13 protein-coding genes and 1 tRNA gene are annotated in these 23,508 nt (G+C 66.2%); 6 read left to right on the top strand and 8 right to left on the bottom strand.

The annotated features are described in order from the left end of the window. From QYM46_RS16795 to ilvA, 3 genes are all read right to left on the bottom strand, one after another. On the bottom strand, positions 1-1,005 hold the full coding sequence (locus tag QYM46_RS16795; RefSeq protein WP_169253356.1) for an NAD(P)H-quinone oxidoreductase: 1,005 nt from the start codon (positions 1,003-1,005) through the stop codon (positions 1-3). A 65-nt stretch (positions 1,006-1,070) separates the two neighbouring features. Beyond that, positions 1,071-2,789 carry a carbon starvation CstA family protein gene (locus tag QYM46_RS16790; RefSeq protein ID WP_432789878.1) on the bottom strand — a complete coding sequence of 573 codons (1,719 nt, stop codon included), beginning with the start codon at positions 2,787-2,789 and terminating at the stop codon, positions 1,071-1,073. A 169-nt stretch (positions 2,790-2,958) separates the two neighbouring features. Next, complete coding sequence (gene ilvA / locus QYM46_RS16785) at positions 2,959-4,230, bottom strand: threonine ammonia-lyase IlvA (RefSeq protein WP_432791756.1); 1,272 nt, start codon at positions 4,228-4,230, stop codon at positions 2,959-2,961. Positions 4,231-4,460: 230 nt separating this feature from the next. Between ilvA and QYM46_RS16780 the strand changes: the two genes are divergently transcribed. Continuing rightward, positions 4,461-6,971, top strand: coding sequence for a maltokinase N-terminal cap-like domain-containing protein (locus QYM46_RS16780; RefSeq protein WP_432789877.1), 2,511 nt, complete (start codon positions 4,461-4,463; stop codon positions 6,969-6,971). A 199-nt stretch (positions 6,972-7,170) separates the two neighbouring features. Next, positions 7,171-7,258, top strand: a tRNA-Ser gene (locus tag QYM46_RS16775). A gap of 185 nt (positions 7,259-7,443) precedes the next feature. On the opposite strand, the gene QYM46_RS16770 is transcribed toward QYM46_RS16775, so the two are convergent. Then, entirely contained in the window at positions 7,444-8,880 is a 1,437-nt protein-coding gene (locus QYM46_RS16770; RefSeq protein WP_432789876.1) for an APC family permease, read from the bottom strand. A 311-nt stretch (positions 8,881-9,191) separates the two neighbouring features. Between QYM46_RS16770 and QYM46_RS16765 the strand changes: the two genes are divergently transcribed. Continuing rightward, positions 9,192-10,274: an MBL fold metallo-hydrolase gene (locus tag QYM46_RS16765; RefSeq protein ID WP_169253352.1), complete on the top strand. Its 1,083-nt coding sequence runs from the start codon at positions 9,192-9,194 to the stop codon at positions 10,272-10,274. Positions 10,275-10,318: 44 nt separating this feature from the next. After that, positions 10,319-11,479, top strand: coding sequence for a C45 family autoproteolytic acyltransferase/hydolase (locus tag QYM46_RS16760; RefSeq protein ID WP_432789875.1), 1,161 nt, complete (start codon positions 10,319-10,321; stop codon positions 11,477-11,479). Between the two features lie 15 nt (positions 11,480-11,494). Here the strand turns inward: QYM46_RS16760 and QYM46_RS16755 are convergent, their stop codons facing one another. Together QYM46_RS16755 and QYM46_RS16750 are read right to left on the bottom strand one after the other, a co-directional pair. After that, positions 11,495-12,511, bottom strand: coding sequence for a hypothetical protein (locus QYM46_RS16755; protein WP_432789874.1), 1,017 nt, complete (start codon positions 12,509-12,511; stop codon positions 11,495-11,497). 85 nt (positions 12,512-12,596) lie between these two features. Then, on the bottom strand, positions 12,597-13,253 hold the full coding sequence (locus tag QYM46_RS16750; protein ID WP_432789873.1) for a TetR/AcrR family transcriptional regulator: 657 nt from the start codon (positions 13,251-13,253) through the stop codon (positions 12,597-12,599). A gap of 208 nt (positions 13,254-13,461) precedes the next feature. On the opposite strand from QYM46_RS16750, the gene QYM46_RS16745 reads away from it, so the two are divergent. Both QYM46_RS16745 and QYM46_RS16740 read left to right on the top strand, forming a co-directional pair. After that, on the top strand, positions 13,462-16,422 hold the full coding sequence (locus QYM46_RS16745) for an MMPL family transporter (protein ID WP_432789872.1): 2,961 nt from the start codon (positions 13,462-13,464) through the stop codon (positions 16,420-16,422). Beyond that, positions 16,419-18,809: a YhgE/Pip family protein gene (locus QYM46_RS16740; protein WP_432789871.1), complete on the top strand. Its 2,391-nt coding sequence runs from the start codon at positions 16,419-16,421 to the stop codon at positions 18,807-18,809. Before QYM46_RS16745 ends, QYM46_RS16740 begins: the two co-directional genes overlap by 4 nt. Before the next feature lie 176 nt (positions 18,810-18,985). Here QYM46_RS16740 and QYM46_RS16735 read toward each other — a convergent pair whose 3' ends face one another. Both QYM46_RS16735 and QYM46_RS16730 read right to left on the bottom strand, forming a co-directional pair. After that, positions 18,986-21,223: an FAD/NAD(P)-binding protein gene (locus QYM46_RS16735; protein ID WP_432789870.1), complete on the bottom strand. Its 2,238-nt coding sequence runs from the start codon at positions 21,221-21,223 to the stop codon at positions 18,986-18,988. Further along, positions 21,220-23,265, bottom strand: coding sequence for an LCP family protein (locus QYM46_RS16730; RefSeq protein ID WP_432789869.1), 2,046 nt, complete (start codon positions 23,263-23,265; stop codon positions 21,220-21,222). Before QYM46_RS16730 ends, QYM46_RS16735 begins: the two co-directional genes overlap by 4 nt. Positions 23,266-23,508 lie beyond the last annotated feature (243 nt).

The following is a 23,508-nucleotide window of genomic DNA, read 5'->3' as shown; positions in this document are numbered from 1 at the left end:
TCATGCACCTTCCTCATCGACGATGAGCAGAACCTTGCCGATGTTCGCCCCGTCCTCGAGCGTCTGATGGGCACGGACAACATCGGTCAACGGCATGGCTTCATGGATGATGGGGCGGATGTCTCCTGAGATCACGGCCGGCCACAGCTGATCGGCCACCTCGGCGACGATGGCGATCTTCTGGTCCTTCGGCCGCGCCCGCAGGGTCGTGGCGGACACGGTCTTGCGCGGCTGCATGAGCCAGCCGAGGTTGATCTCGGTCTTCGTCCCGCCCTGCATACCGATGATGATGAGACGGCCGTCGGTGTTCAGCGCCTTGATATTGCGCTCGAGGTACTTCGCGCCGATGATGTCGAGGATGACATCGGCGCCGGTCGACCCGTCGTCGTGGGTGCAGATCTCACGGACACGGTCGACGAAGTCCTCGTCGCGGTAGTTGATGACGGCGTCGGCGCCGAGTTCGCGGCAGAATTCGGCCTTCTTCTCGGAGCCGACGGTCACGACGATCTTCACGCCGAGGTGGCGCGCGATCTGGATGGCGGCCGTGCCGATTCCGGACCCGCCGCCGTGGACGAGCAGCCATTCGCCGGCCTGCACCTGCCCGCGGCCGACGATGTTCGACCAGACGGTCGACAGCACCTCGGGCAGGGCGGCCGCCTCGGTGAGGTCGAAGCCGTCGGGAACGGGAAGCAGCTGACCTGCGGGAACGGGCACGTATTCGGCGTAGCCGCCGCCGGAGAGCAGAGCCGCCACCCGGTCGCCGACGGACCAGCCGGTGACATCGGCGCCGAGCCTCTCGATCGTGCCGGAGACCTCGAGTCCGGGAATCTCGGTGGCCCCGGGTGGGGGATCGTAGAATCCGCGTCGCTGCAGCAGGTCGGCCCGATTGACCCCGGCGGCATGGACGCGGACGAGGACCTCATCGGCGGCGATGTCGGGAGTCGGTTCGTCGGTGACCTGCAGGACCTCGGGGTCACCGGGGGAGGAGATCGTGATAGCGCGCATGCGTCCACTCTAGTAGCTGGGCGCGCGAGAGGGCAGGGGCACCGGGGCGCGGGAGCCGTTCGTGCTCATCGCTGCTGCCCGGCGAGTTCTGCGTCGGCGCTGTCGGACTCCGGCGGCTCCTTCGCCGCGCGACGCATCGCCGCGATTCCTTCGATCGAGACGAGGACGCTCGAGCCGATGATGACGATGTCGATGGCCAGAAGCAGCCAGTCCGGGCCTGCCGGGTCGGCGAACGAGACGAGCTGTTCGATCGCCGCCCAGAACGAGAGGACGAAGACGAACGCCAGCGGGATCAGAGCGGGCCAGGGATTGCGGCGCTTGCGGATGAGGACGACGGCGATGATGATCAGCGTGAGCGCGGCCAGCAGCTGATTGGTGGTGCCGAACAGCGGCCAGATGCGCATGCCGCCCTCTCCGCTCATTCCCTGCGAGAAGGTCAGACCACCGCCGAGGACGAGCACCACGAGAGTGGCGGGGACCTTCGGCAGTCGGATGTTCATGTTTCCGCCGATCTCTTGGACGACGTAACGCATCAGTCGGACCACCGAATCGAGCGTGGTCGCGGCGAACAGAACCGCCATCGTCGCCAGGACGGTGGCGCTCAACCCTGCGGGCAGTCCGATCCCGGTCTCGAGCAGCATGCCGCCCCCTTCGACGAACGACTGGACCCCGGCATCGCCGAACTTGCTGTAGACCTCTTCCCAGTCGGCGACTGTGCGGTAGCCGCCGGCGATCGCGAGAATGGCTCCCAGCGCCAGCATTCCCTCTCCGACAGCGCCGAAGTATCCGACGAATCGCGCATCGGTCTCCGAGTTGAGCTGTTTGGCGGTGGTCCCGGATGCGATGACCCCATGGAAACCCGAGATGGCTCCGCAGGCGATCGTGACGAAGAGAAGGGGGAGGATGCTCGGCGTGCCCGCGGGCAGATCGGTGTTGATGGCGGGAGCGACCAGTCCGTGTCCTGTGTCGAAGAGCGCCGAGGTGATGACGGCACCGTAGAGGAGGATGAGGGCGATGAAGAGCTGGACGCCGTTGATGTAGTCGCGAGGCTGCAGCAGCACCCAGACCGGCAGGACGGAAGCGATTCCGCAGTAGACGAGCAGGACGATGATCCACAGGGCCGTGGGTTCGAGCCCGAGGAAAGAGTCCGGCATCGACACCGGGAACCGGTCGCCGAGGAGGATGAGCGAATAGAGAGCGGCAACACCGACGATCGTGACGGGGATGAGAGGCCACCGTAGCCTGTAGATCGCAACCCCGACGAGCAGCGCCACGCCGATGGCACCCCAGGAAGGGATCACTGCAGAGGGCAGGGCCACGAGCAGGTCGGTGATGACCACGGAGAACGCGGCGATGACCATGAACCCGAGAATGAAGATGACCAGGAGGAAGAGCGCAGCTCCGCGTCTGCCGATGTAACGAGCCGACAGTGCCGCAATGGTCTGTCCCCTGTTCCTCGTTGAGGCCCACAGGGAGCCGAGGTCGTGCATTCCCGCGAAGAAGACCGTGCCGATCGTGACCCAGAGGAATGCGGGCAGCCATCCCCAGATCATTGCGATGGCGGGCCCCACGATGGGAGCGGCTCCTGCCACGGAGGTGAAGTGGTGGCCCCAGAGGACGAATCTGTTGGTGGGGACGTAGTCGACGTTGTCGCGCAGCTCATGCGCCGGCGTTGTGAATCGGCTGTCGAGCCGGTAGATCCGTTTCGACAGGAACTTCGAGTAGAACAGGTATCCGAATGCGAAGATCGCGATTCCCAGCAGGAGAAGCAGAACGGGACTCATCGTTGAATTCCTTTCGGAGACTGGGCGACATCAGCGTCCTCGCCCTTCTGCAGGCGAGTTGTGACCCGGTCAGGGGACGGTTCTTAGTAGAATCCTAACAAGCGTTCTCTGTTCTGAACTCCCTCATCGCCGTCGAGGGTCTCCGGCGTCGGCCCGCCGCCCGGCCGCCTCAGGCGAAGAGGCGGAACATCGGCGAGTTCTGGTGCACGCGCTCGACCTCGATGTTCGAGGCTTCCATCCGCTCGAGCAGATTCGGCAGGTCTTCGGCATAGCCGAGCTGGATGCCGACGAACGCCGGTCCGGTCTCCCGGTCGGAGCGTTTGACGTACTCGAACATTGCGATGTCGTCCTCGGGCCCGAGCACCTCGTTGAGGAATCGGCGCAGGGCTCCGGGCTCCTGCGGGAAGTCGACGATGAAGTAGTGTTTGAGGCCTTCGTGGACGAGTGAGCGCTCGAGGATCTCCGGGTAGCGGGAGATGTCGTTGTTGCCGCCGGAGACCAGGCACACCACGGTCGATCCGGGTTCGATCGTGATCGGTTTGTCCGAGTCCGGTCCGCCGATCCCGGCGGAGGCCAGAGCCCCAGAGGGTTCGGCGATGATTCCGTCGACCTGATACATGTCGAGCATTTCGGTGGCCACCGCACCCTCGGCGACGGGGCGGATGTCGAGGCCGAGTTCGGCGATGACGTCGTAGGTGATGGCGCCGGCGCGACGCACGGCCGTGCCGTCGGCGAAGCGGTCGATGTTCTCCAAGGTCACGGGGTGGCCGGCCTTGAGTGCAGCGATCATCGAGGCGGCCCCGGCGGGTTCGGCGCCGATGATCTTCGTGTTCGGCATCCGTTCGGCCGCATAGGCGGCGATTCCCGCGAGCACTCCGCCGCCGCCGACGGGCACGATGATGTAATCCGGGTCGGTTTCCAGCTGAGCGTGGATCTCAGCGGCCACGGTGCCCTGACCTGCGATCGTGCGCATATCGTCGAAGGCCGAGACCAAGAGTGCCTGATTGCGTTCGGCGAACCGGTGCGCCAGCGCCGAGGCGTCATCGTAGGTGGAGCCGGCGATCTCGATCGTCACCTGCTCCCCGCCGAAGTGGCGGACGCGTTCGATCTTCTGCTTCGGCGTCGTCTTCGGCACGAAGATCGTGCCCTGGATGCCCAGTTCCCTGCAGGCGCGGGCGAAGCCCTGGGCATGGTTGCCCGCCGAGGCGCAGACGACACCGCGTGCGCGCTGGTCGGCATCGAGCTGGAGCATGAAGTTGAAGGCGCCGCGGATCTTGTAGGACCGCACCATCTGCAGGTCCTCGCGCTTGAGGTAGACCGTGGAACCGGTTGCGGTCGTCAACCGCTCGCAGATCTGAAGTGGCGACAGGATGACGGAATCGGAAATGCGCAGCGCAGCCGCCTCGACCTCGCCGGCGAGTGTGAGCTTCTGGGGAGTCATGTCTGTTTCAACCACCAGACTATTGTGCGCCCTTTGTCTTGCTATTTGGCAATTCGTATCGATATGAGGACCGTCGCCCGGTCATTGAGAACCGGCCCCGTGCCCGCCTCGCGTCCACCTGAGCCCCGTGATTCGGCTCGCGACTTCGGGGTTTCGGGTGCGCCCTGGACCGCGAATACTCCATATCATGATTGGATGGAGGATGCCCGTAATCCCTTCTAGGAGACGTCATGGCCATCAGCAGTGAGCTCGAACAACTGTTAGCCAGCTGGATACCCCGACAGCCGTGGTTCCCCAAGCTCGCAGCAGATTTCGGGACCGACCCCGACATCACCCCCATGTCGGTGGCCCGTGCGTTCACTTACACCGCCGAGGAGCTCGGTGGTTTTGCGGGTCTCGTGACCGTCATCTCCGTCGGCGACGGCCCCACCCTGCGTCGCCTCAACATCCCCCTGACCCTGCGCGGTGCCGAGGACATGCACCTGCGCCACGCCCTCATCGGCCGCATCGACGACCTCGCGCTCGGCACCGTCTACGTCTACGACGGCGCCGCCGATCCCGTCTTCGTCAACCTCATGGCCGACGCGATCACGAAGCGCAAGGTCTTCGACGGCGGGCAGCTGTCCACCGAGTCCCTGCGCCACAGCCAGGAGAAGACCGAGGCTCGGGACCGTGCGCCGATGCCGTTCCCGGTGACCGCGAACGGGGCGGCCGCCTCGGCGAATGGATCGACGAACACCGCCGCCGAGGCGGTCCCGCCGAAGCCGTCGAACGGTGACCTCACGGTGGGGGCGGAGGACGTCATGCCTGTCGAGATCCGCCCGATCGAGGTCTCGGACTCCGGCCTGCACAAGTCGACCGTCATCATCCACGACGAATACGAGCCGATGGAGCTCTCGTTCTTCCGCGTCCTCGAGAACGGAATGCCGTCTTCGCTGACGATCCCCGTCCTCCTCACCGAGGCGGGGTCGCGCAGCGTGCCCGAGGTCATCGGTTGGGGCTCGGGCCGCTGGTACGACATGTTCGAAGTCCAGGAGATGGAAGCGCCGATGGCGCTGCTCTCCCACGTCGATGTCGATGCCGAACCCGCCTGGCGCGAGGCCGTGAACACGGTGTGCGCCGTCGACTCCGGTTCGATCGGGTCCTACAACGCCCACGCAGCGGAGATGGGGCGGCGCATCGGTGAACTCCACACCGACATGGCCGCTGAGTTCGGTGTCGTCGAAGGCGCCGGCGAACCGACGAAGCAGCTCGTGCAGAAGTGGGTCGAACGCATCGATTGGGCGCTGGGTCGGGCTCCTCTGGCCCTGGATTCGCTGGTGCCGGAGCTGCGCGGCCACCGTGCCAAGCTGCAGGGACTCGAGACCATCGGCACCCTGCAGAAGATCCACGGCGAGCTGACGCTCGACCATGTGGTCAGCTCGTCGACCGACGGCTATTCGGTCGTGAAGTTCACGGACTCGACGAATTCGGATCCCAAGCCGGCCGCCTTCGACCTCGTGGCTCTGCTGCGCAGCATCGACTACGCCGCCGGATTCGCTCGTCTCCAGCGCACCGACGCGCTGGACTCCGAAGACGGCTCGCTGGTCGTCAGCGGCTTCGGCAATGATCCGGGGGCGTTGCGCGCGATCTTCGATTCGCCCGAATACCTCTGGGCCTCGCAGGTGCAGAACTCGCTGCTGTCCGGATATTCGCGGGCACGCGGCGACAGCATCGGGCTGAGCGATCCCGTGCTGCGAGCAGCGCTGGTCGACCGGCTTCTCGTTGAGGTCGTCACCGAGCTGCGCAACCGCCCGAACTGGCTGTCCGTGCCGCTGGCGACGCTCACCCTCGTACTCAAGGGCAAGCCGTCCCGCACCGAGGAGGCCGCCGAGACCCGTCCCAGCTGGGCCGAATCCGGCGAGACGGAGTCCGAGGCAGCCGAGGGCTCAGCTGCATCCGGCGACGCAGCCGGTGCTGCTGGTGCCGAGGACTCGGATGCGGCCGCCGAGGGCTCGGACACGGAGGCTGAGTCGAGCGACTCGTTCGCCGTGGCTCCACCTGCCGACGAGTCGACCGCTGCCGATTCGGAATCGGTCGCTGCGGCACCCCGCGGAACCTCCGGCGCCGTCGCGGCCGCGATCGCGAGCTCGGACGCCGAGGACTCCGACTCCGGAGAATCGGGCTCCGAGGACTCCGAAGCCGGCGCCTCCGAAGCCGATGAAGTCGAAGTCGCCGATACCGCGGAGAACACCGTAGACGCTGTCGCGGATCCCGACATCGACGATGTCGAGGACTCCACCGTGGTTCCGCCCCAGGACGATGCACCCGAAGCGGCTCCAGCTCCGGCTCCTGCTGACGACGAAGAGTTCGTCGACGAAGAAGAACCGGAAGCTCCGGTCCGACGAGTCCCGGCCTCGTTCGCGGCGCGCGGCGCCACCTCGGAGGACGCTGACAGCACCGGACACGAATCGCAGCCGGCCAAGCCCAAGGACGCACCGAAGCTCGGTCACACATGGAGCGAACGCGCGCAGGCTTCCGACAGTGATCGCGGCACCTTCGGCGAACCGCTGTCCGACCGATCGGATCAGAACCGCAGCGACGCTGAGACTCAGACGAAACTCAGTGACGCTGGGGCACAGTCCGCGGGCTCGAAAGACCGGTCCGACGACGATTCGAAATCGTCCAGCGGATCCGTGTTCGATGACCTTTTGGGCACCGAACGCAAGCGGAACCGGATGAAGAAGCGCAAGAAGGACTGACCGCCTCCGCGGACTCGTCGCCTCGATGCCGGTCGTGCCCACTCCGGTGAAGTCCGTGCGTGGCCCGAACCGGTGAAGTCCCTGCGCGAAACGGCCAATTGGCAGATGCTGTTGCGGTTGTGAGAAACTATGGTGGCTCGACCTCGCGCCGAGCAGGCCGGGTTCGCTCCATCTCTGTCACAGTCATGGAAGAACCGAGGGAAGCGTGTCCGAGCGGCCGAAGGAGACGGTCTTGAAAACCGTTGTGCGGCAACCCCGCACCGTGGGTTCGAATCCCACCGCTTCCGCCCAGTGAAGAGCCCCCGAACTCATCGTCAACAGCGAAGAGTTCGGGGGCTTTCACATGCCCGCGATTCGGCCGCGCCAGCACCCGCGGCTTCGAAATTCATACGCCCTGATCAAGATCACCGCATATGAATCTTGAGGCCGCTCATGCACACAATCCGGCCGATAGCGCGCCGGAAGCGAAGGCTCAGTCGCGGACCGGCGCTCCCGGTTCGGGGCCGCTGGAACCAGCGTGTGTCCCAGCGCCTTCGCCGGCCTCGGGCACCTCGGGCTCGGACATCTCGGCGTCGGCCTCGGGGTCGTCGAAGCTGCGCACCGAACGTTTGAACCCGCGGGTGAGCACGGCCAGGTAGATGATGCCGATCGCCAGCCACACCAGGCCGCCGATGAGTGCGGTTCCGTGCAGGCTCGCCCACAGGATTCCTGTGAGGACCGCACCGATCGCCGGCATGACGATGAAGCTGAACGCCGACTTGAAGTCCTTGACCTGCCTGGTCCGGAACGCATAGTGAGCGATGACCGTGAGGTTGACGAATGTGAAGGCGATGAGCGCACCGAAGTTGATGAGCGCGGAGATGAGCTCGAGGCTGAACGACATCGCCAGCAGGCACACCGCACCGACGAGCACGATGTTGAACACCGGGGTGTGCGTCTTCGGGTTGATGTATCCGAAAGCCGCGCGCGGCAGCACGCCGTTGCGGCCCATGACGAGCATCATTCGTGACACCGACGCGTGCGAGGCCAGCCCCGAGGCGACGGTCGCAGCGAATGCCGCGGCCACGAAGAAGAGTTGGAACAGGTGGCCGCCGGTGATCATGCCGATCTCCGGCAGCGGATCGTCGACGATGGTGAACTGCGAATTGTCGGGGAAGAGCAGCTGTGCGAAGTAGCCGGCGACGAGGAAGATGAGGCCGCCCGCGAGAACGGTGAGCATGATCGCCTTCGGCATGAGGCTGACGTGCTTGGCTTCGTTCGTGTACATCGTCACGGCGTCGAAGCCGATGAACGAGAAGCACACGACGGTCGCACCGGTGAGGACCGCGCCGAGGTGGACGCCCTCATGGATGAACGGCTCCGGACTGAACACGACTCCGGCCCCTTCGCCGGCGTTGAGCTGCATGACGGCGAGCACGCAGAAGGCGGCGACGAGGACGACCGCGAAGACGAGGAGGATGCCGTTGATGTTCGCGGTGCCCCGCATCGAGGACAGCACGATGCCGGTCATGACGATCGTATAGACGACGACCCACACCCACGCAGGCGCATCGGGCACCATCGACTCCATGTAGAGCCGGATGATGAGGCAGTTGACCATCGGCAGCAGCAGATAGTCCATCAGCGACGTCCACCCGACGAGGAAGCCGAGCGCCGGTGACATCGTCTCGCGCGTGTAGGTATAGGCCGAACCCGCGGTGGGGAAGACCTTGACCATCTTGCCGTAGCTGAAAGCCGTGAAGATCATGACGATGAGAGCAACGAGATACGCCGCCGGAACAGCACCATTCGTCTGCTCCGAAACGATTCCGAAGGTGTCGAAGACGACCGTCGGCGTCATATACCCGAGCCCGAGTCCGACGATGGACCACAGCCCGAGGTTGCGCTTCAGTGAGCCAGAGGCAGCCATATCAATCCTCCCCAATGAGATTTGCCGCCCACCGGGCCGTCGATGCCGACATCGATGACCGGCCCGGCAGTGATGTGCGTCATGATCTTAACGCCCAAAGCACTGAAAGCGAAACCTTCGCCGAGGATTCCCCCGAGTATCAGTGCTAAAATGCAACGTTTTCGATGAAAAACGTCAAATCAACGACGATATCGGTAGTCCCGACAGAAACCGGCATGTCCGGTGATCGAACGAACTGTCAGTGCCGACGCGAAACAGAGTAGATTGCAGTCAACGGACATTGTGGCCCCCACGAGAGATGTGAGAGAAGTATGGCGATCGAAACACTCAGTCCCCAGCAGTCGGCGGCGTGGAAGGACCGCGTCCTGCCTCCTGTCGAACAGGTCGCCGAGGGAGTCTGGGCCCTGCCGGTCCCGATTCCGAACAACCCACTCGTCTACACCTACTGCTACGCCATCGCCGACGGTTCCGGCGTCGTCCTCATCGACCCGGGCTGGGACGGCAAGGATCAGTACCTGGCGCTCACCTCGGCACTGGCCGACCTCGGCTTCACGGTCGCCGATATCCACGGAATCGCGATCACTCACTATCACCGCGACCACATCGGGCTCGTGCCCGCACTGCTCGCGAAGAACCCCGACGCCTGGGTCGCCATGCACGGCGAGGACCTGCGCGCGATCAAACGCTTCTACACCAACACCGTCGACCTCGGCACCGGCATCGACCCCAACCTCAACATCGCCCGCGCCTACGGAGTCCCCGAGAACCGGTGGGCCGAAGTCGAAAGCCTGCAGGTCGGATCGAGCAAGGGCGGAAGCAAGAGCGACTCGATGAGCCTGTACAGACAGGCCATGAGTCGACTGCCGGAGAACATCCACGTCCTCGACGACTGCGCCGAACTCCCTCTCGACGAGGGCCGGGTAACAGCTATGTGGACGCCCGGACACACCTACGGGCACTCAGCGTTCGTCCGCGACGAGGACAAACTGTTCTTCTCCGGCGACCACGTGCTGCCGACGATCACCCCGAACATCGGCCTCGATTCCGGAGCGATCACGCACAGCCTCGGCGACTATCTGCGGTCTCTGGAGAAGATCGGCGGGCTCGCCGAGGACGTGGCGGTGCTGCCGGCCCACGGCTTCCGTTTCACCGGTCTCCACGACCGCAAGGTCGAACTCGTCGAGCACCACCACGAACGACTCGGTGAGATCCGCGCCCGCATGGAGGCCACCGACGACCACAGCGTCTACTCGATCGCGGCGGGCCTGCACTGGTCTCGCGGCTTCGAGAGTCTGCACAACTTCAACCTCTTCGCCGCCCTTGCCGAAACCGCCGCGCACATGCATTATCTCGGTATCGACATCGGCGTCGGCTCGCTCGTCGGCAGAGACTGAGCCGGGCTCGGTCGTCAGAAGAGGGACAGCAGGGAGGAACCAGTATGAGCACCGAATTCGTCCCCGCCGCCGAGGTGCGGGCCGTGACCTTCGCCGTCCGCGCGAACGACCACATCGAGCGCGGTCACCGCCGCGGTGAGGAGCTGCGCACGGGAATCGCGTCCACCCTGGACGCGTATCGGCGCTACTTCTCGCACCTGTCCATCACCGAGGCGGCCGTGGAGTCCGCGGCTGTGTCGAGTTGGCGGCAGCTGCAGGCTTGGTGGCCGACCGGCGCCGAGGAGGTCGAAGCCGTCGCCGCCGGGGCCGGAATCGCCGTCACCGAGCTCATGGAGATCATCGCCCGCACCGAGATCATGACCCAGGCGGCGGCCGCGCCGACAGAATGCTCGACAGTGAGTCACACCGGCCCGGGGGCATCCGTAGCCGCGCAGAACTGGGATTGGGCGGCGGACTTCTCCACACTGTGGCACTTCAATGACGTCGGTTCCGTGCCCGGGCAGCACCGGCATGTGGGCATCGCCGAGTTCGGAATGCTCGGCAAGATCGGTCTCAACGAGGCCGGCGTCGGAGTCCTGCTCAACATCCTCAAGCACGCCGGCGACGAGGCCGGGGGAGTGCCCATCCACATGATCCTCGCACGGGTCCTGGCCGAAGCGGACACCCTCACCGAGGCGCTCGAGATCATCGGCTCGGCGCCGACGTCTTCGTCGTCGGTCATCACCGTCATCACCGCCGAGGCGGCCGTCCAGGTGGAGATCGCCGGTGCACTCAAGCGCGAACGGCGGGCGCGAGCGGCTCGCGGGGCCGACGGGGAGACGGGGGAGTCCGGATTCCTCCTCCACACGAACCATTTCCTGCACCCGGATCTGCTCGACGGTGCGCTCGAGCTGCGCCCCGATTCGACCTCGCAGGAACGGTACCGTCACCTCGCCGAGGCGGTCGTGCGCTTCGAAGCCGAACGTGCCGCCTCGTCCGGTGACGCTGCAGAACCGGCAGCCGTCACGGTCGGAGACCTGACGAAGCTGCTGACGACGGGACCGGGAGAGGCGCCCGTGTGCTGCACTCCGGCGCCCGGTGCCACCTACGGGAATCGTTCGGCGACACTCGTGAGCGTGCGCATCGATCCCGCGCGCAAACAGATCGACCTCGCCCCCGGGTCACCGGCCGACGGTCTGCACGGAAACCGCCGCTTCCAGCTCTGAACCGGCGGCGGTCGCTCAGTCCTCGTCTGCTCCGTCCGTCGCACTGGCGGAATCATCGGAACTCTCGTCCGCCTCGGCGGCTTCCTGCTCGCGCATCTCGATGACTGCGTCGAGGGCCGACGCGATTGCATCGTCGTCCTCCAGTGCGGCCTGGATCAGCCGCCACGGCACGAGGTCGAGGTTCTGGTCGCCGATGACGAAGCGGATGAACGGCTGCTTGCTGCGCGGATCATCGGCTTCGAGCCCGGCGCCGTAGCGCCACTGACCGAAGGCGATGCGGCGCACCGTCTCACCGATGAAGCGCATGGCGCCGGCGGTGAAGGGGGTCTCGTCCTCGGCGATCATGTCGTCGGGACCGTCGTAGCGGACCGCGACCTGCTTGCCCAGACGGGCGAGGCTCTCCCGGTCGAATCCCCACGAACTCGGATCGGCCTGCTCCTGCGTCCAGGCCGCGATGCCCGGTTCGACGGTGCCGATGAAACGGGTGAGGAATTCGACCTCCTCCTCGCTCGAGTTCTCGGCATTGAGCACACCGAGGGAGAGCCCGGTGCACTTGCGGCGCGGTTGGCCGTCCCCGCCGAGGAGCTCCCGTGCCTTGTCGAGCACGGCAGTGAAGACTTCGGCGCTGCGCTGATCGACGGCGGCCAGCACGATGCCCACGAGCGGGATCGGTTCACCGGCGGCCGGGCCGTCGGCGTTGTCGGGGCGGATGAACGGCATCCCGTTGCCCGTCGACTCGTCGTGGTCCCAGACCCCGCCGATCGCCCGCAGGTAAGTTTCGCCGAGGTAGCGGATGAGTCCTTCGAAGAAGCGACGGTGCTCCGGCTTGAGGATCTCTTCGGTGGTCGGGAACTTCGAAAGCACGAAGAGTTCGAGCATCGGCAAAGATTTCGGCCCGAAGTCCTTCGGGAACTTCACGGTCTCCCCGTCCTCCTTCTCGAAGGTTTCGGGGAGGTCGGCGAGGACGAACGCGCCGAGGCGGACGTCCATATTGTTGATGAAAGCAGAGAATTCGCGCTGGAGTTCGTTCACGGGCACCACCTTAGTGCCTTGAGCCGCAGCGTCGAGTCTGTGCCGTTCGCCCGGTGCGATCAATCCCCTGGCGAGGGCGGCCGGCTCAGCTGTCGCTGTCGGGGCAGAAATCGATGAGGTGCATGAGAACCTCGACGATGAGGCTCGGATCGATGTCAACGTGCTCGTCCATCTTCTTCCCGGCCGCCGCAGACAGGGCGATCCGGTTGAACACGGAGATGATGACGGTGAGGAAGTCGCCGATCGGCTGCTTCGTCGTCGCCCCGGCGACGTCGAGGGCCGTGGTCACGAGGGCGGCCAGCCGGTCGAGCTGAGTGGCGTTGAGCTCGACATAGCGCGCATGGAGATGCGGGACCCGCAGGCAGTAGAGTTCGATCTCCTGTTCCGTGATCGTCTCGGCCACGGTCTGCTTCTTCTCATTGAAGACATCGTCGATGAACTGCGTCATCAGGGCTTTGATCTCCGGTGCCTCGGTAGTGGCCATGAGCTGCTCGGACCACCGCTGGATCGTGGCATCGAGGCGATCGAGATTCTCCGAGATGCGCATCTCGATGATCGCGAGCACCAGATCGTCACGGCTGGAGAAGTTCGAATAGAACGCCCCACGGGTCAGGCCTCCGGCCTCGCAGATCTCTTCGATCGAGGCGCCGTCGATGCCGCGCACGGCGAAGACCGAGGTGCCGGCCTGCACGAGGGTGGATCGGGTCTGGCGTCTGCGCGGACTGAGTTCGTCTGTGTTCATCGTCATTTCGTTGAAGTGGGGGGTCGGCGATGGCCGAATGGTGCAGTCTGCCGTGCCGGCGTCAGAGCCGGCCGCAGGAGGGTCGGAGGTTGGGGCGGCTGAGCATCTCATGAGAATCATCGCTCAACCTGGGATCCATTTGCATGGAGGGTGGGTATTGCACAACAATACAATACTGTATCCAATACACTTTTGTATCGAGGTTTTCGTGTCAACTTTCCTCTACGCCCTGGGGCGTCGTGCGTATCGGACCCCGTGGCGATTCATCGCCGCGTGGCTGCTGATCTTCGTCCTCGTCGGAGCCGGAGTCGCCGCCTTCTCCAAGGACTTCGACAACGACTTCACGCTCCCGGGTTCGGAGGCGCAGACCGCTCTCGACTCGATGAAGTCGACGTTCCCCGAAGCCGCCGGTGTCTCCGCCTCGGTGATCGTCGTCGCCGATGACGGCGATTCGGTTGAGGATGCCAAGTACAAGGACGCGATCGAAGACGAGATCGACCGCATCGAGGACCTCCCGCACGTCGACACGGTGACCTCCCCGTACTCCGACCTCGTCGAGGGCGCCATCAGCAAGGACGAGACGGCGGCGATGATCTCCGTCCAGTACGACGGCACTCAGCAGGACGTCGGCGAGGACGCCGGCGACAACCTCATCGACGCCCTCGACCCGCTGCGCGACGCCCTGCCCGGAGCGCAGGTCGAAGGCGGCGGCGAACTCTTCCAGATCACCGGTGTCGAGATCTCCTGGGTCGAAGGCATCGGCGTCGTCATCGCCTTCATCGTCCTCCTGCTCACCCTCGGTTCCTTCCGTGCCGCGGGAATGCCGCTGATCACCGCGCTCATCGGCGTCGGCATCTCCGTGCTCCTCATCGTCGGGGCCACCGCGTTCGCGACGATCAACTCCTCGTCGATCATGCTCGCGCTCATGCTCGGTCTGGCCGTGGGCATCGACTACGCCCTCTTCATCGTCTCCCGTGCCCGCGACCTCCTCGCCGAGGGCCACGACCCCGTCGAGGCGACCGGACGCGCCGTCGCGACCGCCGGATCGGCAGTCGTCTTCGCGGGCATGACCGTGATGATCGCACTCCTCGGCCTGTCCCTGGCCGGAATCCCCTTCCTCACGATCATGGGCATCGGGGCCTCCGGCTCCGTCGCCGTGGCCGTGATGATCTCCCTGACGATGGTCCCCGCCCTGCTGGGACTCGCCAAATCCAAGATCACTCCGAAGCCGACGAAGCGCTACCGCAAGGCCTACGCCGCGGCCGCTCAGCGGGCGACGGCGGGCACGACCGCCTCGGCGCAGGGATCATCGACCGACACCGAGGCGGGCGACGGTTCCACAGGAACCCCCGCCGAGGCGGCCGACCCGGCACTGCGGGAGAGGATCGCCGACGAGGCGCGCGCCGAGGGCGGCGACCCGTACCCGCCGACGATCATGAACAAGTTCTTCGCCGGGTGGCTCAAGGTCGTCACGAAGATCCCGCTGCTGACGATCGTCGTCATCGTCGGCGGGCTCGCGCTCTTCGCGATCCCCGCTACTCAGCTCCAGCTGTCCCTGCCCACCGCGGGCGACCAGGAGCAGGGCACCCCGGCGCGGGCGACCTACGACCTCATCGACGAACACTTCGGCCCCGGCTACAACGGGCCGCTGGTCATGACCAGTCAGATCGTGACCAGCGACGATCCGCTTGCAGACGTCGAGGAGATCGAGAAGCGCATCGAGAAGGTCGACGGCGTCGAACAGGTCATCATGGCCACTCCGAACCGCGACGCGACCGTCGGACTCTTCCAGATCATTCCGACCACCGCCTCCGATGATCCGGCGACGCTGGACACGGTCGATCGGCTGCGGGACCTGAGCACGGAGATCGAGGACGACTACGGCTTCGACACCGCTGTCACCGGTGCCACCGCGATCCAGATCGACGTCTCCGACCAGCTCGGCAAGGCTCTCGTGCCGTTCGGCATCTTCGTCGTCGGCCTGTCCATCATCCTGCTCATGATGGTCTTCCGCTCCGTCGCGGTGCCGATCAAGGCCACCGGCGGGTTTCTCCTGTCCGTCTTCGCCTCCTTCGGCACGGTCGTCCTCGTCTTCCACGACGGACTGTTCGCCGCACCCTTGGGCATCGACTCGACCGGGCCGGTGATCAGCTTCCTGCCGATCATCGTCATGGGCATCCTCTTCGGCCTGGCCATGGACTACGAGGTGTTCCTCGTCTCCGGCATGCGGGAGGCCTATGTCCACGGCTCCTCGGCCAAGGACGCGATCAGGGCCGGCTTCGCGTCCTCCGCCCGAGTCGTCTCGGCCGCGGCGATCATCATGTTCTCCGTCTTCGCGGCTTTCGTGCCCGCCGGCGAACCGATCATCAAATCGATCGCGCTCGCCCTGGCGTCGGGTATCTTCGTCGACGCCTTCCTCGTGCGCATGTCGCTGGTGCCGGCCATCATGCAGCTGCTCGGCGACAAGGCCTGGTGGCTGCCGAAGTGGCTCGATAGGATCCTGCCGCGCCTCGACGTCGAAGGTGAGGGCCTCGCCCACGAGGTGGCTCTGCGCGACTGGCCGGAACCGAACTCGGACTTTTCGGTGTACGGACGCGGAATCGGCGTGTACTCCGGTGACCGCGGCTTCGCCCGCGTCGACATCTCCCTGCTGCCCGGACAGATCCTCGTCGCCAGCGGCACCGCCCGCCGAGCTCTCCTGCTGGCCGTGTCCGGCCGTGTCGGACTCACGGCCGGGGAGATGAAGATCGGCCAGAACGTTCTGCCCGAACACGCCGGACGGGTCCGCCGCCAGGTACCCTTCCTCGACCTCAGCCGGGGCGAAGCCGACCGGACGATCAGTCCGCGCGATATCTCTCGGATGGCCGCCTCGGCGCCGGATCTGCTCGTCATCGACGGTGCGGAGAAGCTCGCGGACGGAGCACGGGACTCGGCCGGACCGGCACGAGACCTGCGCGACCTGCTGCCGCAGCTGATCGCCGACGGCACCACCGTCATCCTCGGCCTGCCCGATGCGGACGTGACCGGGATCTTCAGTCCCGAAACGAACTACCTCCACCTCGACCTCGACGAGGCCCGACCCGATGAGCGAGGCGGAACCGACAGCGAATCCGACGGCGATCACACCCACGCCGTCGACAGCACCAACATGGAAGGTGTGCAGTCGTGAGACTCGAACGTGCGAACTCGAAGAAGCCGGTGAACTGGCTCTCCCTCCTCGGCCTGGTTCTCATCCCCATCATCGTGGCGGCCGGATTCATCCTCGCCACGTGGAAGAGCGGCGATCGTCTCGAGACCATCGAAGCCGCCATCGTCAACAACGACGACGGGGCGAAGGTCGACGGCAAGACCGTGCCGATCGGACGGCAGCTGACCAGCGGCCTGGTGGGTGAGGACGAGAACAACATCCACTGGGTCATCACCGACGACGAGGATGCGCAGAACGGGCTGTCCGACGGCACCTACGCCGCGAAGCTGACGATCCCCGAAGGCTTCTCCCGCGCTGTGACCTCGGTCGACGATGCGAAGTCGGCGACGCAGACGCAGCTCGACGTCGACGTGTCCGGGACCGCGCCCGCGCTGGACACGCAGATCTCCCGATCGGTCGCCGAGGTGGCCCGGACGACGTTCAACACGCAGATGACCGAGACCTACCTCGACAACATCTACCTCGGCTTCAACAAGATGGGCGAGCAGATGAAGGACCTCGGCGACGCCGCCGGGGAACTCGACAAGGGCGCCGAAGGGCTCAAGGAAGGCACCGGACAGTCCGCCGAAGGTGCCGGCGAGCTGTCCACGGGGATGCAGCAACTCAGTGACAACGGTGGAGAGCTCAAGTCCGGAGCCACGGAGCTGTCGAAGGGCGCCGGCGATCTGTCCAAGGGCGCCTCCGAGATGTCCGGGGGCCTGAACGAGCTCGACAAGAAGACCTCGAAGCTGCCCGAGAGCACGCAGAAGCTGGCCGACGGTTCCGGTGAGCTCTCCGACGGCGTCGACGAGTACACGAAGTCCATCGACGAGATCATCAAGGGCTTCGCCGGTTCCGGAGACTCGGGTGAGGGCGGCCTCGGCGACATCACGAAGGGCGGCAAGGAGCTCGAAAAAGGCGCCGAGGGTGTGTCCACGGGGGCCTCCGGCCTCTCCGACGGACTGCACCAGTACCGTGACGGGCTGAAAGACGGTGCCGACAAAGCCGATCAGCTGGCCGGGACGAAGCCGGACCTCGACGGGCTCGTGGCCGCCGGCATCATGACCGAAGGCGAGGCCGAGCAGGCACGGGCTCAGATGTGCCCGACCGGCACTCCCGACCAGGTCTGCCAGGGCATCGAACAGGCCTATGCGCAGGGGCTGCTGAACGGCACCTCGGGTGGGCTGAACAAGGCCGTCGACGGGCTCGAACAGGAGCAGAACGGATCGTCCCTCCTCGGCGGGTCCGATGAACTCGCCAAGGGCGCATCGGAACTCTCCGACGGGGTCACCAAGTTCGTCAAGGGACTCGAGGACGGCCTCGGAGACCTGACGAAGGGCATGGAGGACATCTCGAAGAACGCTCCGAAGCTGCTCGAGGCCTCGAAGGGTCTGCGCGACGGAGCCGCCGGAGTCGCCGACGGCAACCAGCAGCTCGCCGACGGAATGCCGGCCCTGTCCAAGGGCATCGGCAAGGTCGCCGACGGATCCTCGGAGTTCTCCGACGGTGCCGGTCAGCTCAGCGATGGGCTGAGCGAATACAGCACCGGCGTCGGCAAATACACTGACGGCGTCTCCGAAGCCGCGACCGGCACCTCAGAGCTGGCCGCCGGTCTCGACAAGCTCGATGAGGGCACGGGCAAGTACGCGAAGGGCGTGAGCAAGTTCGCCGACGGCGTCCAGGACGGTGCCGACGAAGTGCCGTCCTACACGGCACCGGAACGTGACCGCTTGGCCAAGGTCGCCTCGGCGAATATCGAATCCCCCGACACGGACAGCGTGACGAATGTGCTGGCGGGATCGACGATCGCCCTGCTCATCATGCTCGCCCTGTGGATCGGCGGACTGGTCACCTACACGGTGCTCAAACCGATCCCCGCATGGGCACTGCTCTCAACGAAGTCTTCGCTGGCCGTGTGGGCGCGCGGACTGCTGCCCGGCCTCGTCGTCGGCGTGCTGCAGGCGCTCGTGCTTTCGATCCTCGCGGTCACCGTGATGGACATCGACGCGATCCAAGGCTTCGACATCGCGGTGCTCACCTTCGTCTCGGCGATCGTGTTCATGATCCTGAACTTCGCTCTTGTGGCGTGGTTCGGAGGAGTGGGCAGGTTCCTCTCGGTCATCGCCGTGGTGCTGGCCGTGGCCGGGCGGACGATCGGGGCGGTGCCGCAGTTCTTCGATTTCGTGGCGCCGATCCTGCCGCTGACTCCGTCGATGAACGGCTTCGCTGCGATCGCCGCGGGCACCAGCGGACAGGCTGCCGCGTACGGCGGACTGCTGGCCTGGGCGGTCATCGGCATCGTGATGTCGCTGCTGGCCATCGTCCGGGCGCGGACCACAAAGCCCGAAGCCGCCCTCGAAATGGCGTAGTCGCGCTTCGTGGCCGCGGCGCCACGTTTCCGGCCCGGCGCCACGCGCCACGTCGCCTCTGCGAATAGCCCAGTCTGAGTTGAATAGCCCATGTTCGAAGCAGGGCTATTCAACTCAGACTGGGCTGTTCGCGTTCGGTGGGCGGTGTCTGGAGCGCAGCAAAGACGTGCCGGGCCTCAGAGGAGGTCGAGGATCGCTTCGGCAGCGGCGTGCGAATCATTGAGGGTCGCCGCATTCGTGCCCGGGTTCGCTGCGATCGCCAGCCCCCACTGCTTCGACGACAACTGGATCGACAGCGCGAATCGGCGCGGGTGGACATTGCCTTCGACGTCGATCGTGCGATAGGGCCGAGGAGTGAGGGCGAGCCCGTTGAGGAACTTCTCGCGACCGTCGTCCAAGGTCAGGCGGGCCGGGGTGAGCTGGCCGCGCTCAAGCATTCCGTACAGCAGGACATCGGCGGCACGCGAGACCGAGTTCGTCGGTGAGGCGGCATCGATGACGACGCTGCCCGTGATCGCTCCGGCGGCCTGCGCCGAGGTGACCGTGAAGATCTCCGGCCGCGGTCGCTGCGCCTCAGCTGGGAACCCATGCGCGTCCCGGTTTTCTTCGATGCGCATATCGGGGCCGATGAAGGATACGATCCCCGCCTCGGCGAGGGCGATGAGTTCGGCGATCCGCTGCGGGGGAGGACCATCGCAGATGCCGGAGACGAAGCCCTCGAACCAGCCGAGGATCTCCATGTCGATGCTCACGCGGTCGATGTGACCGGCGACGATGAGGTCCTTGAGCAGCAGTCGGGACTGCCACAGCACGGTGAACAGCGCCTTCTCCGGACTGCCGGTGGGACCGGCCAGGGAGCTGCGTAGGTCGGTGCGCAGGAAGTCGAGCATCCACTCGTGCAGGGACCCGGGCTCGCCGGGTTCACGGCTGGTGAAGAGCTCTCCTTCGAGCGGATTGAGCAGGGTGTGCAGGGACATGCGGTCGGCGGGATCGGGCACGAGCGCCTCTTCGATCTCCGACCAGGCGAAGGCCTCGCGGGTGACGCGGCCCTGGCGGGAGGCCTCCTCGGTGGTCGCGGCGCCGGCTGATCGTGAAACGCTGCTCGTGCTCGCGGCGCCGGCTGTCCCTGCCGCGCCGGCCCCGTCCCCGGCACGAGTGGTCGCGGCGGCTCCGTCCCCGGCACGAGCGGTCGCGGCGGCCCCAGCCTCGGAGGCGCCGGCATCGCCCGCCTGCTGCGGATGGGTCTCCTGCCAGGTGCGGCGGGTCAGGTGGCGCGAGACCGCCTCGCCGATGGCCTCGCGCAGCTGGCCGGGATCATCGGTGAACGCTTCGGGACGGACCTGGGAGAGCGTGTGATAGTACGCCAGGCGCAGGTCGGCGAGGATGAGCGGCCACAGCTGATCATTGAACCGGGCGCCGGCCCTGCGCTCCCCATCGAGGTTCTCGAGGCCGGCCAGCAGCGCGATGTTGTCCTTCGTGAAGTACCGCAGCGGCCAATCCCGCCGAGGATGTTCGCGACAGATCGGTTTGCTGCGATACGGGATTCCGCGTCGTGATCCCAGCGCCAGGCGCGGTTCGTCGCCGCTGGGCACATAGCGCAGCCGGCCGCCGGATTCGGGTTCGAACCGGCCTCCGCGCTCATGGGTGAACAGGGTCTGCAGGTCGAAGTAGTTGAGCCCCATGCCGCGGACGATGACCCGCTCACCGGGGGCCACCTCGGTGACAGGGGTTTCCGCAGGCAGACCCTGCGGCAGGTAGAGACCGCCGCCCAGCTCGGCGAACGCGGCGAGCCGGGCGCGCTCCTCCGGCTGGGCGCTGGGAATATGACCGACGGCCAGGACGACGGCGCTGGCGACGATCGTCGTGCCGTTCTGGCAGCGCACGAGCTGCTCGGGGACGGTGGCCCGTGACCCCTCAGCAGCCGATTGAGGGAGGTCCATGGTGGGCAGATCGATGACGGATTCGGCCTTCGTCGGGTGCTCGATGATCTCGACGAAGTCCGGTGCGCTTGCGCGGATGCGCCGGTACGCATCGCGGAGGTAGCGGCCGTAGAGGCTGCGGCTGGGGAAGGTCGAGTGCAGCGGTTCGGTGCCGCCGTTGTCCAGGTACCACTCGGCCATGGACGGCCCGGCCGGTGCTTCGTCCGGGCCGAGGAAAGTGCAGCTGGAGTCGGGGAAGACGGTCTGTTCGGCGATGGTGGTGTTCATCAGCAGAGACTCGGGCTGGTCGGTGCGCCACACGATTCCCGCTCCGGGCGGATACGGGTCGATGAGGTGGATGCTCAGCGCGGTCTCGGTGGTGCCGGCGAAGCGCTTCGCCGCCAGTGCCACGAGCCTCTCAAGAACCGTGAGACCCCGCGGTCCGACACCGATGATCGCGACCGCGGGGACGGGAGTCTGTCGGTCCTGACTCACCCCTGCTCGCCGGTTCCGCCGTTGGGTCCGGGGTAGCCGGGGAAGTCGTCACCGGGCTTGTAGCCCTTCGGGTAGCACTTGCCTTCGGCGTTGGGCTCACCCGGCGTCGTCGTTTCGGTGGCGTCCGCCTCGGCGCCGGCCTCATCCGTGGATCCATCCGCGGAATCGGCCGGTTCCTCGGTGGCGGTGTCTTCCGAACCGCCCTCGGCCGAATCCGCGCTGTCCTCGGACTCCTGCGACGTGCTGCCGTCGTTCGTCGGCTTCGGGGTCTCCTCGCCGTCGGATGCACCCTTGACCTCGCCGAGGATCCACTTGTGGAGGACGTCGAAGTCGGGGTTGTAGGTGGGGGTGACGTCATTGTTGATCTGCACCGAGGTGACATCGCCCTTCTGCATCATGAGGGCGAGTTCGATGAACGCGGGGATCTCGTTCTGCGGGATCGACGTGGCGATGTTCCGTGTCGCGGAGTTCGCGAGCTTCGGATAGGCCGTGGCGATCTCCTGCGGGTCGACCTGCTCGAGAGTGGTCTTGAGCATCCGTTGCTGACGGCACATGCGGTCGTAGTTGTCGCTGCCTTCGCGGGAGCGGACGTACCAGAGTGCGTCCTTGCCCTTGAGCGTCTGCGGGCCCGGATCGACCCAGCCGTAGACTTCGTTCTTCACCCCCGACATCGACTTTCCTCCGCCCATCGGGATCGGTCGTTCGACGTCGATCTTCACTCCGCCGATGGCGTCGACGACGTCCTCGAATCCGGCCATGTCGACCGATGCCCAATAGTCGAGGTTGAGGCCCAAGGAGCCTTCGACGGCCTGCATCGTCGTCCACATGCCCGGTTCGAGTCCGTGCGCATTGCCGATCTGGTCGGGGTTCTGCTCACCCCACTGCCACACGGCGTTGATGAGGTCCTCGGACGAGTCGCCGGAGGGCCGGAATCCATCTGGCCAGGCCTTTTCGAGTTCGCTGCCTTCGGGGAAGATCGGGAACGCGAGGTTGCGGGGCACGGAGATGAGTGCGGCGTTGCCGGTCTTCGTGTCGATGGAGGCCACGAGCATCGTATCGGGACGAGTGCCTTCGCGGTCATCGCCGTTGTCGCGGCCCATGAGGAAGACGTTGATATAGGGCTTGTCCGCCCAGAGGTCTTCGGCGCTGTGGGCCTTGCCGGTGCTGTCGCCGAAGAGGCTGGCCACGGTGTCGGACTGGACGCGGGCGAAGACGGAGCCGACGCCCAGCGGAATGCCGATGATGAGCGCCAGGGAGACGACGAGGACGCCGGCCAACTTGTTCTGCCAGGGCCGGTATCGGTGCCCGCGCCGCAGCCCCAGGTGGGACACGACCATCACGAGGATCCAGATCACGGCCACGAGCACGGCGGCGATGGCGAGGAAGTTCAGCAGCGAGGGGCTGGCGATGATCGTGGCGATCGCGCGCACGGGTCCCTTGACCAGCAGGTAGACCAGCCCGACGAGCAGAGTGAGGACGAAGAGCCCGAACACGATGAGTCCGGCGGGCCGGAAGCGTGTGCGCAGCAGTCCGACTCCGGGCAGGAGGGTGCTCAGTGACGTCCAGCCGACGAGGCTGGGGAACGTCTCACCGAGGCGGGAAGAATGGCGGCGAGCCCGTCCCGGTCCGTGGCCGGTCGGCTTCTCCTCGCGGGCGGCGTCGTCGGCGTCGGCTCCTCTCGCGGCAGATGATGCGCCGGCAACGGCCGTCGTGCCGCCCGCACCGACCGCGGCTGCGGCTGGCGCATTGCGCGCTGCTCTGCCGCCGGAGGGCGTCTTCCGGCCCCGGCCGCGGGATTCGGCTGCGTGGCGCTCGCGGGCGTCGCGGCGCGTCCTCGGAGCGGAGTCAGTGTCGTTGTCCGTGCGGTCGAATTCCCGGGGATCCCCCGCCGAGGCGGCCGATTCGTCCTGTGCGAAAGTGCGCGGGGCATCGTGGGCAGAGTCGCGCCGTGATCTGGTGGTCGGATCGTCCTGGGTGTTCGAGCTTGCTGCGGCGGCCACCCCGGCCGCGGACGCTCCGCTGGCGGCGGCTGCGCGCAGCATGCGGGCTTCGCGCCGCGTGCGCGGAGCGACCGGCCGCGGAGGCGGAGCATGCGGGGAGCGGGACGATGATCCTGCGTCACGGTTGCTGTCGCCGAGTCGGTTGTCCGACGGATCGCCGGATGAGCGGGAGCTTGTGCGGAACGAATAGTCGGATCGTGGATCGGTTGACCGATCGGAGTTCTGGTCCGAGCGCTGATCGGAGCTCGTGTGGGACCGGCGAGGGTTCACTGCCGAGGCCGGCTG

The organism is Brevibacterium sp. K11IcPPYGO002 (assembly GCF_050920635.1).
Lineage (GTDB): Bacteria > Actinomycetota > Actinomycetes > Actinomycetales > Brevibacteriaceae > Brevibacterium.
The sequence above is the reverse complement of the archived record's forward strand: the minus strand, read 5'-3'. Positions and strand labels throughout refer to the sequence as shown.